Raw genomic sequence first — 12,173 nt, 5'->3', positions numbered from 1 at the left:
CTATCCGTCGTGTTGTCAGTCGAGCAGGGATATCTCGAAGCGGGTGCCGTGATCCTTGGCCAGCTTCCAGAGCCCGAGAACAATGTCCTTGTAATACACTGAAGTGACCAGGATCAGGTCGGGCGAAATCCCGGGGAGGTCCTCGGGACGGACGACCTTGACGCCCGCGACTTCCCTGCCGTGCAGGGCGGGATTCGAGTCGCAGGCCAGGACCGTGCCGGTCTTTTCCAGTTGCGGTTTCAGGCCGGGGTAGAGGGACTGGAATCTCCCTCCGGCGCCGTAGAAGACGATGGTCTTGCCGGAAAAGTCATAGGTGTCGAGGTGGGCGCGCATCTCCCTGAGGCGTTCCATCAGGTCCACGAATTCGGCATAGCTGATTCCGTAGCGTTCGGTCAGTTTTTGAACGGAGGGCAGGAAGCGTCCCCGGTCGTGTTCAAAGGCGTCCATGTGCTCGGCACGGGTCTCGAATTCCCCGTAATAGCCCTTTGTCAGCAGGTCCAGGGCGTGGCCGGTGTCGAACAGGCCCTTCAGCTTGTCCTCGAAGCGCAGGACCACCTCCGCCGCGCAATCGTTGAGGCCGTGCAGTTCATACAGACAGGCCAGCTTGACGACGGCCTCCGGCGTGATCTCGAAGGGCCAGTGTCGTTGGTACTCCGGGTTTGCCAGGTCCCGGAAGTAGCGGACGTTGGCCCAGATGAGCTGGCCCCGGTCGCTGTCGCCGATGATGTGCTCCCTGGCCTTGCCGGGCAGGGCGCGGCGCGAGGTCCGCACCGGGTCCATGGAGAACAGGGAGAACCCCCGCTCCCGCAGGTAGGTGTCGATGTTGGCGAAGACCTCTGCACGCGGTCCTGTCCCGCCGTGGAACTGGCACTCCACCTCAAGGCCGAGGACCCGATTGTCGTTCAGGATGCGGCTGCCGCTTCGGATGACGTCGAAGTCGGCCCCGTCCGTGTCGATCTTGATGAAGTCGAGGCTGCCGGTCTCGTCCCGGAAGAAGCCGTCCAGCGACGTGCTCACTTCGGTGAACTCCGGGGCCGTGGTCGAGAAGTTGCTCGACATCCTGCCCTGGTCGGGGTTGGTGGCGAGCCTTTCCCTGCGCACCCAGTTGCTCGGCGTACCCGGGGCGGGTTCGTCTTCGCCGGTGCCGATGCAGGCGGCGTGGAAGCTGACGCCAAGCCGGGAGTCGATCCGGTCGTTCAGGTCCCGCACCTCGTTCTCCAGCAGGTCGAAGCCGAAGCCCCGCAGGTGGCCTCCGAAGTCGAACCACTTCCTGTCCAGGCCGCCGCTGACGCCCACGTCCACGACCGTGAACCGTTCGTCGCCCAGGGCTTTTTCTTCGACAATATACTTGGTGAACGAGTGCATGGCGGACCGCCTAGCGCATGTTGATGGCTTGCATCAGCTTGATGTTGAAGTACTTGATGTCCGTCATGGAGTCCGGGATCAGGCCCGCGTCAAAGGCGTCCTTGAGCTCGAGGATGGCGTCCTCGATGGTGTGCCTGGGCACGAAGCCGAGCTCGTTTTTGATCTTGTCGGAGTTGACGTGGTAGGAGCGGTTGTCGTCCGTGGGGGTGACCTTGATCTCCACGTCGGAGGCGAGGGTGGCCTTCACCTTTTCCGCGATCTCCATGACCTTGAAGTTTTCGTAGCCCACGTTGTAGATCTTGTTCTGGATCTTGTCCTCGTCCTGTTTGAGCATGAACAGGTAGAGCTCCACCATGTCCTTGATGTGCAGGTTGGGCCGCTTCTGCTGGCCGCCGAACACGGTGATCAGGCCGTTGTTGATGGCGTGGTTGGTCAGTATGTTCACGGTCAGGTCCAGGCGCAGGCGCGGGGCGTAGCCGCAGACCGTGGACGGACGGATGGTGGTGACGATGAAATTTTCGTCGGCCTGGGCGTTGAGGTACTCCTCGCACAGGGCCTTGTATTTGGAATAGTCGGTGAGCGGCTCCAGGGGCAGGTCCTCGGTGACCTGAGGCTCGTCCTTGATGCCGTAGACGCTGGACGAGGAGGCGTAGACGAAGCGGCGCACGCCGGAGTCCTTGGCGATGTCCACCAGGGGCAGGAAGGCGTCGTAGTTGATGGACTTGGCCAGCTCCGGGTCCAGCTCGTAGCTGGGGTCGTTGGAGATGCAGGCCAGGTGGATGACCGCGTCCGAACCGGGGATGGTCTTTTTCAGCAGGTCCGCGTCGCGCAGGTCGCCCTTGATCAGGGTCAGCTTCGACTTGTCCTCCACCGCGTCGAACACGTCCTCGCCGTAGAGGAAGAGGTCGAGCACGCGCACCTCGTAGCCCTCTTTCAGGAGGGCGGGAACCAGGGCGCTGCCCACGTATCCGCCGCCGCCGGTAACGAAAACCGTCTTGATCGCTTGCATGTATTTCGTCCTTGTTTGGTTTGATTACTTCATGAACGTGGTGATGGTCTTCTCCACGCTTCTTTTGTCAACGGCCTTCTGGTTGCCGATGACGGTCACGGCCTGGGAGCCCACGATGTTGCCGATGAAGCCGATCTGCTCCTCGTCCGCGCCCCGGCAGGCGGCCAGGGCGGCCACGGAGAACAGGGCGTCTCCGGCCCCCACGCGGTCAACGGACTTGGCCACGAACGCGGGGCAGGCCACGAAGGCGTTCTTGCCGCCGTGGACCAGGGTGCCCTTGTCGCCCCGGGTGACCACCACCCGTCCGGCGTCGAGGCGTTTCGCCACGTCCTCCATCATGGGGCGCAGCGGGCTGATCATGTCGCGGTAGTCCAGCCTGATTTCGTGCTCTGCCAGGCAGGCGAAGTCCGCGTGCGGGTATCGGGAAATGGTGTGGAATCCCCGGTTGCCCGCGTTGGCCTGGGTGTTCACGGCCAGGTAGGGGGCCTTGGCCGCGAGCAGCTCGACCATGGCGTCGGACACGGCACCATGGCCGAAGTCGGCGGCGATGACCAGGTCGTGGTCGCCGATGACCTCCTCCACCATGGCCAGCAGGCTGGCGTCGGGCTCCTCGGCCAGGGTGGCCTCGCCGATGTGGTAGATTTCGAGCAGCTTGTTCAGGCTGCCGCTGTCGATGAACCGCCGCTTGAGCACCGTGGGGCTGTCCGGCTGGGTCACGAACCGGGCCGTGACCTTGGGGTTCAGGGAGTCACGGATGAACTCCTCGTAACGGTCGCGGTCGCCCAGGACCGAGAAGAGGGTCACCTCCCCGGCAAAGGAGGCCACGTGGTTGGCCACGGCCAGCACGCCCCCGGCGAAGAGGTCGTTGGACTGGTGTTTGAGCGCCAGGACCGGGTCCTTGTTGGATTTTCCCAGCCCCTCGGCGTAGTGGTAGTCATCCAGGATGGTGTCGCCGATGACCAGGACCTTGAGCCCGGCCATGTCGTCTATCAGCCCCAGGATGTCGTCCTTGGAGTACCGCTTGCGGAAGAGCTGCAGGTACTCGCGGACCTCCTCGGGCTGGCCGGAGAAGAAACGGTTGATGAGGTTGGAGGAGCTGAAGACGATGTCCTCGGTGAAGAACAGCTCGGTGCCGAGCTCCTCGGCCACGCGGCGCTCCTCCTCGATCTTGCCGGTGTAGTCGGAGCCGATCTCCTTGAACTCCGAACCCTTAACGTAGAAATTCGGCTTGAGGGCATTGAGCAGCTCCACGGCGGTGGGCCACTTGTTCACGGCCACGTAGTCCACGTAGCCCAGAGAGGCCAGGGCCTCGGTGCGCAGGGACTGGTCAAAGGCCGGGCCGCCGGGCCGCTTGTCCACGAACTCGTCGGGGGAGACGGTCACCACCAGGATGTCGCCCAGCTCGCGGGCCTGGCGGAAGTGGCGGATGTGCCCGATATGCAGGAGGTCGAAGCAGCCGTGGCACAGGACCACGGTCTGACCGTGTTGCCGGTGCTGCTCCAGCCTCTCGGCCAGGGAATCGAGTTGTAAAATTTTGTCGTCTACGTTCATGTTTCCTGCCGTCGGTTGATGGCCGCGCCGCGTCGGCGGCGATTTTTTGACCGCACAGAATCAATATAATCAATATGTTGCGCGGAGGCGTTCCGCCAACACAATGGTATTGCAAGGCAAATGCCTATATTGCGCGGCCAACAATCGATCATTTAACGAACGGTCTCGGTTTTTCATACCGGGGATGGTTTTTCAAATCCAGAGCTAATTCAACCGGTCTCGGCGGTTTTCCCCGCGTCCGCATTTTCAACCCGCCCGCGCTGTGGTAGGGAGCAGGCGTGGCCGGAGGGCCGGACATCCCGGCCCGGGCTGCTTTTCCTATCGGCGCAAACGGAGAAAAGGTGTAGCTTTCATGGCAGGAAAATACGAAAAATTCGACGTCAGCAGGATCGAGGTCCTTCCCCTGGAACAGCGGGAACACGATCTCGACCTTTCGATCATTAAGGAAATGGTTCCTTCGGACACGGTCCGCGAGCCCTTTGCCGCCGTGGCCCGCAACATGGTCGAGGCAAAGGCGCGGGGCGCAGCCAACGTGTTCATGATGGGCGCCCACGCCATCCGCTCGGGCATCCAGCCCTACCTCATCGACCTGATGGAGCGGGGCTACATCTCCTGTCTGGCCCTCAACGGCGCGGGCATCATCCACGACTACGAGTTCGCGCTCATCGGGCAGACCACCGAATCCGTGGCCCGCTATATCCGTGACGGCCGGTTCGGGCTGTGGCGGGAGACCGGCGCGCTCAACGACGTGATCAACGAGGCCGCCAAGCGGGGCGAGGGGCTGGGCGAGTGCGTGGGACGGCACATCCTGGAGAGCGGCCTGCCCCACGAGGACATCAGCCTGCTGGCCGCAGGATACCGGCTGGGCGTGCCCGTGACCGTGCATATCGGCATCGGCTACGACATCATCCACCAGCACCCCAACTTCGACGGCGCGGCCTCGGGCCGGTGCAGCCACACCGATTTCCTGTACTACGCCAGGGTGCTGCAGTCCCTGCAAGGTGGCACGGTGTCGAGCTTCGGCACGGCGGTCATGGGTCCCGAGGTCTTTCTCAAGGCCCTGTCCATGGTCCGCAACGCGGCCCGCCAGCGCGGCGAGGCCGTGGACGACTTCACCACCATGGTCTGCGACCTCAAGGAACTGCCCGAGACCTACCGGACCGAGGCGTCCAAGAGCGACCCCAACTATTATTTCCGGCCCTGGAAGACCATGCTGGTGCGCACTGTGGAGGGCAAGGGCGGCAGTTGGTACGTGCGCGAGACCCACGCCAACGCCTTCCCCGAGCTGTGGACCGCCATCGGCCGGGCCGAACGCGGCGAGTAGGCGGGACTCCCTTTTCCCCATAGGCAAAGCGGCGTGCGCCAAAAGTTTGGCGCACGCCGTGCATTGCAGGCAGTCTTCCTGGTTTTGCTGCCAATTTTGCTTTATACTTCAAACCGTTGCGTTTGACTTTGGTCAGGTCGACACCTCCTCACCCCTTCCGGCAAGGCCGTGTGCCAGCGAGCGTGACGTTGGTCCAATACATGCATAGTCTTTGGCGGACTGTCGATTTTTCCCCTATTACGGGGCTTCGGCAACTAGTTTGACTTCCTCCTTGCTTCAAACTATTCACTTAGTGAATGATGCAAGAGGTGTATATCGCTTGATTCGGGTGGGCTTCGAAACGTTTCGGTCATTATTCGACATCGAGCAGGGCCTCGTTGATGTAGGCCTGGTGTTCGGATTCGGCGTCCAGCCTTCTGTCCCAAATGGAGTCCATATGCATTTTGCAGGCACGCATCCTGTACCACATCGGAAGCTGCGCGAGCATGAGGGTCTCATTGTCCCACATGCCGGGGTCGGACATGACCAGCCGGTCCAGCTCGTTGTTGAAGAAGAGCATGGCTCCGCTGCGGACGAACTTAGGCATGACGTCGCGGAATTCGTCGCTCTTGAGGCGGCCCAGGAGGTTCCGCAGGACCTGGTCCTGCTCCTGCCTGTTGCGCCTGCCTTTGGTCCCGTAGGCGTCGTCGTGCCGGCGCCGGGCGGCAAGCGGTTCGGGGATGTAGCAGAGGCCGTGGCGGAAGGCCACGGTCAGGTAGGCCAGCCAGTCGCAATGCCATCTGGTGTCGGTGAGAAAATATCCGGCGGCCTCAAGGGCGTCCCTGCGGATGAAGCTGGTGAAACTCGGAACCCACCATCCCTTGAGTCTTTCAGTGAAGTTTTCAGGGTCCAGGAAGCAGGCCTCTTCGGCGAACCCCATGCGGTAGTGTTCGAGCTTCCCGCTCGCGGTGTCGACCATGAAGTAGTCGGCGCAGCAGACTCCGGCGCCCGGATTGGCGTCGAGCATGGCCGCCGCCCGCTCAAAGGCTCCGGGCAGAATGATGTCGTCTGCGGGAAAACCCAGGATGTATTCCCCCTTGGCCTGCCGGAAGAGCTCGTTGCAGGCATCCACGGCTCCCCGGTTCTTTTCGAAGCGGATGACCCGGAGCAGGGGCTGGTTCGCGGCGTAGCGCTCAAGCACGGCAAGGCTGTCGTCGGTGGAACCGTCGTCCAGCACGATCACTTCTTTCGGGAGCACGGACTGATTGAATATGGAATCCAGGGCGATGGCAATCCGGTCGCCGTGGTTGTAGTTGGGCATGATGACGGAAAAGTCCATGGGGTCTCCTCGTTGGCCGTCCCGTGCTCCGGGAAGGCATTCGGTCGGGCCTTGAATGTTGGAAACGGCCCGGCATGATGGTTGTTTTTTTGAATTACCCCATAGTCGGGGTGTGCGCAATGTCCCCAAGTCGGTTGAGGCGGCGGGCAGAGTGGAAAAGAGGGTGGCGATGAGCGGACAGACCATGGTGATGCTGCACTACCTGCAGGGGGCGGAGGCCCATTTTCTTCAGCAGGTGGATTTCGCGGAGATGGGATACGAGCAACTGCTCGCCGAATTCCGGGGATTCAAGTCGCTCAGGTCACACGGCATGGCCCTTGAGTTCAAGCGGCTGGGCTGGAATGTGGTCGAGATTTTTGGTGATTTCCGTGAATTGCAGGCGAAGTGGGCCGTTGAGCACGATCTTCCCGTTCCCGAAGAGGGGTGGATGGACAGGATCACCATGGCCCAGCTGGACCACTACCGCCCGGAGGCGGTCTTTTGCGACGACATCTCCCGGTACCCTGCGGACTATCTGTCCCAACGGCCGGGATATGTCCGCTGTTTGGCGGCGATGCAGGGGTTTCCCATGCATTTCAAGCAGCTTGCCCACACCGATGTGGTCTTTGCCTGCACCCCGAGTATCGCCATGGTCTTTCGGGACTGCGGCATCAACGTGGAACTCGTGTACCATTCGTTCGACCCGTCGGTGGCCTCCGGCCTGCCGGAAAGGACCGAGGACCACGGATTTATCTTCACCGGCCATTCGGGCTACGGCTTCGACTGGCACCACCGCACCCGCTATGAATTGCTGAGGTGGCTGCTGGCCAGCTCCCCGCTCGAAGCGTGGCTGACCGAGCGCGACATGACCCTGTTTCCCGACATCGAGGACCCGCTCAGGGAACTTTTCCCGCACAACACCCACGGTCCGGTCTACGGCATGGACATGTACCGGCTCATGAACGCGTCCAAGGTGGTGCTGAACATCCACACCGACGCCGCCTACGGCGACACGGGCAACATGCGGACATTCGAGGCCTGCGGCGTGGGGGTGTGCATGCTGGTGGAGCATTCGCCCAACATCGCGGACCTGTACGAGCCGGACGCGGAGGTCGTGACCTACCGCACCCGGGAGGAGTGCCGGGAAAAGGCACTGTATCTTTTGGAAAACGAGGCGGTGCGGCGCGAGATCGGCCGTCGGGCCGGGGAGCGGACCCGGAGTAGCCACCTGGCCGAACACCGCACCCGGCAGATGCATGAGAGCATGCTGCGCCATCTCTAACAGTTGGAATGTGAAGATGAAGCAATATCGCGAAATAATCACCCCGCTGCACACCCGGACAAGCCGCGAGTACCTGCCTCGGATGACCGAGGACAAAGTCCGTTGCATGGCCGTGGCCAAGCGCTACGGGCAGGACTACTGGGATGGGGACAAGTGCTACGGCTACGGCGGCTATCGCTATGACGGCCGCTGGAAGAGCGTGGCCGAACGTCTCATCGAGACCTATGGCCTGAAAAGCGACGCCAGGATTCTGGATGTGGGCTGCGGCAAGGCGTACCTGCTCTACGAACTGAAGAAGCTGCTGCCCGATGCCCAGATTCGCGGGTTCGATCCTTCCCTTTACGCCCTTGAGGACGCCTTTGAGGAGATTCGCGAGGGGCTCATCGTCCACCGGGCGGAAAACCCCTACCCGTGGCCGGACGGCCATTTCGACCTCGTCCTCTCCATCAATTCGCTCCACAATCTGGAGGTCCCCGAACTGAAAAACGCCCTGGCCGAGATAGAGCGGACCGGCAGGGAAAAGTTCATCTGCGTGGAGAGTTACCGCAATGATCAGGAGCAGTTCAACCTCCAGTGCTGGGCGCTCACTTGCGAGGCCTTTTTCTCCGAACGGGCATGGAAGTGGCTGTTCAAGGAGTTTGGTTATACCGGCGATTATGAGTTCATTTATTTCGAGTGATCACAGGGTACATCGGAAAAGGTGCCGGGAAGGGAATGAGGCATGAGCGGTAACGGGTATTATTCATTGGGGCATCGGCTGCCGGACATTCTGGCGGTGCCGCTGTTCGGAGCTAGGGAGCGATACGGGAAACAGCCCGTCCCCGATGACCCTGATTGGGTGAAGTGGTCTTCCAACTATGCGGAAGCCATAGGGACGAACAAGTCCTTTACTGTAAGCGATTGGGTCTATGACGCGGTCTACAAGCGGATGACCCGGGTGGACGTGGAAGGCAAGCGGGTGCTGGAGATCGGTCCCGGAAGCATGGATTACCTGCGGCATCTCAAGGGTGTCCCTGCGGTAATGGAGTTGCTGGACGTGGATGTGGCAATGCTCAAGGAGGCCGGCAAGGCGGCCGCCAACAGAGGCATTCCGTTTCATTGCCATGAGGTTCCCAAGGAAGGCAGTCCGTCCCTGCCGTTTCCTTCGGAGAGTCTGGACATGATCATTTCCTTCTTCTCCCTGGAGCATATCCATCCGTTGGAGCCGATGGTCGCAGAGATGGCAAGAGTGCTCAAGAAAAGCGGTCTGCTGGTGGGAGCCATTCCCTGTGAAGGTGGGCTGGCCTGGGGGCTGGGGCGGTACCTGACGACGCGGCGGCACTACCGGGCCGCTACCGATATTGATTTCGACAAGGTCATCTGCTGGGAGCATCCCAATTTTGCGGAGGACATTCTTCGTGTGCTGGACGCGCACCTTGTTCCGCAAAAGAAGATCTTCTGGCCTCTTCGGTTGCCCTTGCCGGACATGAATCTCACGGTATTCCTGCACTATGAGAAATCGTTGGCAGCGGGATAGCTCTCAGTCGGATAAGTGAATGAGAGCTTGGCTTGAAATGTGCAATGAGGAAAGAGTGCAGTCCGCCTCAGAACAATTATTAAGTTAATTAATGACGCTGCCGATAGGAAGAATATGCGCGTTTATACTCACTTCAAATCAAGATATGGCCGCTGGCAGGCGTTACTGCGCCTGTTGTTCTATCCCGTTATCGGATTGGTCGTCACCCCGGTGCAGCTCGTTCGCAGCCTGTGGAATTGCCGCGAACTGGCCAATGGCAAATGGGGGGATTATGGCCCGCAGTTCAATGCCTCCTTTTCCATCAACAATCTTTGGTATTACACTGTAGCCCTTAACTTTTACCGGTTCGGACGGAACGGGAGAAGTCCCCAACTGGGCCTGGGGGATTACCCTATGTCCATGCTGTATGCCTACAGCCTGCCCTCCCTGTACGCCATGTGGCAGATGGGGTGCGTGGCGGCCCTGCTCGGCATGTTCGGATGGCTGCTGGCCCATGCCGTGTGGTTCGGAGTCGTCGGATGGAGTTGGGCGTTGCTGGTGATCGGCCTAGCGTTCATCAGTTCCTATTTTTACGTCAACACTTTTGGCCGTCAAAATTACAACGCTCTGGGGTGGATGCTCTTCCCCCTCGGCCTGTTTGCAATCCAGCAGGGGCAGTGGTGGCTGGCCGGTGCGGCCTGGCTGGCGGTCAGTTTCGGCAGTTCTCTCGCCACCATCATGGCGGGCCTGTTGTCCCTGGTCCTGGCCGTCTGGACCCGGGACCCGATGCCCCTTTACGCCATGGTCCCGGCCACGTTGAAAATCGGGATGCATTTGTGGCCGTCGTTCCAGCGTCTCGGGGTTCGAGGAGCGTTGGGGCCCATGATAAAGATCATGGGGTCTTTTCAGCAGAAGGCCCGGTACACCCGTCTCCCGAAGGGGACCTGGCTCCAGCTTGATGCGGGCGAGTTTTATTACAACACCCTGATCTATTCACAGCTGCTCTTTTTCGTCTGGCTGACAACGGGCGAGTTCTCTCCGCTCCTGTTTGGGGGCATCCTTATCTTTATCGGGAACTCCACGGTATTTCGCCTGCATGACATCCAGACCATGTACATGATGATGATGAGCCTGGGCGTCATGACGGTCATGGCCCACCCGATCCCGGAGTTGTTGATTCCGTATTGGCTGTTCATGTCTCCGCTGCCGTATTTCGTGAACATGCCCAACGAGGCCAGGACGCTTGACGTCATGCAGGTCGGCAGGCCCGTGAACATCCGCAACGAGCTGGACGCGGCTGACCGATTCTTCGATCCCGTTTCCAAGGGCCAGCGGATCATTATCGCCTATGATGATCCCCGCGGACTTTTTTCCAACATTTTCGACGGCTATCGGTTCCAGATCGAACTGTTCCTCTATGCAGGCGGCTTGAAGGGCATTCATCTGATGCCCGACTGGTTCGGAATCTACGAGTCCAACTACGAGGGGGGCGCGGAGTATTGGGGGCGCGACCTTGAGTCGGTGAGCGGCAACATCGAGCGTTGGAGCGCCGATTTCGCCCTTGTCTATCAACCCGCAGGGCAGGAACTCGACCCCCAATGGGAAGAAGCGGGCTTCAGCTGTGAAGGGGTTTTCAGGTGGGGGGACTATCCGGTGCTCAACCGCGAGTGGCTGACCATCGCTCCCACCGTGGACTGGTGGCTGCTCAGGGCTCCCGCCTCCCTGTCCGCCTAGCCAGGGAAGATACTTTGCCATGTTCAATGAGAGGTAAGAGAGAATGGAAATAATCAAGGAAATGAAAAAGTACTATGCCAACATTTGGGTGCTGGCCAATCCCATCATCTTTTACCGCATGCTCAAGGGATTCTTCAGGGCGTTGGTGCTGAGAAAGAATACCCTCAGGGTCATCGAGCTTTTTCCTACCTTTGCCTGCCAGGCCAATTGCCATTTTTGCTCGGTGGACAAGTATCAAGCCGACAAGAAGGCCGTGCTGACCATTGACGATTATGATCGGCTCGCCAGGGATGGCGCCAAGGCCGGCGCCGCCGTGGTGACCATCCTTGGCGGGGAACCGCTCATGTATCCGCACCTCGACGAGCTGGTGGCGGTGTTCACCAAGCATCATTACTACACGCATGTGGTGTCCAACGGCCTGGCCGTGACCACGGAGCGGCTGGCCGAGCTCAAGAAGAGCGGCTTGAAGTGCATCTTTTTCAGCATCGAGAGCCTGGACCCCAAGGTCAATGATCCGATCCGGGGCGAGGGGCATGTGGAGTTGACCCTGCGGAATCTCCGTTGGGCCCAGGAGATAGGGCTGGCCACCGGGTTGGGGACCGTCATGATGCCCGGTGCCATGGAGCACGCCTTGGGCGTCATTGAATACTGCGAGCAAAACGGACTGAGCGCCAGCGGGGGCCAGATTGCCCCGGTGGGCAAGGCGGAGGATTTCTCCACCCTCTCCTCTTCGGAGTTCGAGGACGTCAGGCAGTACCTGAAAAAATATCCCAAGCTCACCTTCGATTGGGTCTTTTCCTACTACCTCAAGCAGCGTTGCCCTGCCGGCAAGGAGAAGATCGGCGTCACCTGCTTCGGGGACGTCGTCGGGTGTTCCTATAATCCGGTGAGCTTCGGCAACTACTTCGAGGAACCGCTTGGGGCGATTCTGGAGAGGATGCGGAGTTTTTCGCAGTTCAAGAAAGACTTCCCCGGGTGCCTCTCTTCCGAGGACCCGGAATATATCGGCAACTACCTCGGTCCCGTCTGCGAGGCGACGAAGCATCCCGTCTCCTACAAGGACCACCCCGCGATAACCCCTGAAAACGAACCCGAAGTGTTTGGTCGGAGGTAATG

At 60.4% G+C, this 12,173-nt stretch carries 10 protein-coding genes; 6 read left to right on the top strand and 4 right to left on the bottom strand.

All coding sequences use genetic code 11. The annotated features are described in order from the left end of the window. Positions 1 to 15: 15 nt before the first annotated feature. From GM415_RS04290 to GM415_RS04280, 3 genes are read right to left on the bottom strand one after another with little or no spacing between them, the layout of a single operon-like run. Positions 16 to 1,365: an FkbM family methyltransferase gene (locus GM415_RS04290; RefSeq protein WP_158946597.1), complete on the bottom strand. Its 1,350-nt coding sequence runs from the start codon at positions 1,363 to 1,365 to the stop codon at positions 16 to 18. 10 nt (positions 1,366 to 1,375) lie between these two features. After that, a complete protein-coding gene (locus tag GM415_RS04285) occupies positions 1,376 to 2,374 on the bottom strand; it encodes an NAD-dependent epimerase/dehydratase family protein (RefSeq protein ID WP_158946596.1) in 999 nt (332 codons plus the stop codon). A 24-nt stretch (positions 2,375 to 2,398) separates the two neighbouring features. Next, complete coding sequence (locus GM415_RS04280) at positions 2,399 to 3,925, bottom strand: PfkB family carbohydrate kinase (protein WP_158946595.1); 1,527 nt, start codon at positions 3,923 to 3,925, stop codon at positions 2,399 to 2,401. Positions 3,926 to 4,277: 352 nt separating this feature from the next. On the opposite strand from GM415_RS04280, the gene GM415_RS04275 reads away from it, so the two are divergent. Continuing rightward, the gene (locus tag GM415_RS04275) at positions 4,278 to 5,249 is read left to right on the top strand and encodes a GSU2086 family protein (protein WP_158946594.1); all 972 of its coding nucleotides are present in this window, start codon (positions 4,278 to 4,280) and stop codon (positions 5,247 to 5,249) included. Positions 5,250 to 5,601: 352 nt separating this feature from the next. Here the strand turns inward: GM415_RS04275 and GM415_RS04270 are convergent, their stop codons facing one another. Then, entirely contained in the window at positions 5,602 to 6,567 is a 966-nt protein-coding gene (locus tag GM415_RS04270; RefSeq protein WP_158946593.1) for a glycosyltransferase family 2 protein, read from the bottom strand. Between the two features lie 169 nt (positions 6,568 to 6,736). On the opposite strand from GM415_RS04270, the gene GM415_RS04265 reads away from it, so the two are divergent. The 5 genes from GM415_RS04265 to GM415_RS04245 all read left to right on the top strand — a co-directional run bounded on the left by GM415_RS04265 (position 6,737) and on the right by GM415_RS04245 (position 12,171). Beyond that, positions 6,737 to 7,828 (top strand): glycosyltransferase family protein, encoded by a 1,092-nt coding sequence (locus tag GM415_RS04265; protein ID WP_158946592.1) that lies wholly within the window; start codon positions 6,737 to 6,739, stop codon positions 7,826 to 7,828. 16 nt (positions 7,829 to 7,844) lie between these two features. Further along, on the top strand, positions 7,845 to 8,507 hold the full coding sequence (locus GM415_RS04260; RefSeq protein ID WP_158946591.1) for a class I SAM-dependent methyltransferase: 663 nt from the start codon (positions 7,845 to 7,847) through the stop codon (positions 8,505 to 8,507). A gap of 42 nt (positions 8,508 to 8,549) precedes the next feature. Then, positions 8,550 to 9,344, top strand: coding sequence for a class I SAM-dependent methyltransferase (locus GM415_RS04255; RefSeq protein ID WP_158946590.1), 795 nt, complete (start codon positions 8,550 to 8,552; stop codon positions 9,342 to 9,344). Positions 9,345 to 9,458: 114 nt separating this feature from the next. Beyond that, entirely contained in the window at positions 9,459 to 11,057 is a 1,599-nt protein-coding gene (locus GM415_RS04250; protein ID WP_158946589.1) for a hypothetical protein, read from the top strand. 43 nt (positions 11,058 to 11,100) lie between these two features. After that, complete coding sequence (locus GM415_RS04245; protein ID WP_158946588.1) at positions 11,101 to 12,171, top strand: radical SAM protein; 1,071 nt, start codon at positions 11,101 to 11,103, stop codon at positions 12,169 to 12,171. Positions 12,172 to 12,173 lie beyond the last annotated feature (2 nt).

Source organism: Pseudodesulfovibrio cashew (genome assembly GCF_009762795.1).
GTDB lineage: Bacteria > Desulfobacterota > Desulfovibrionia > Desulfovibrionales > Desulfovibrionaceae > Pseudodesulfovibrio > Pseudodesulfovibrio cashew.
The sequence above is the reverse complement of the archived record's forward strand: the minus strand, read 5'-3'. Positions and strand labels throughout refer to the sequence as shown.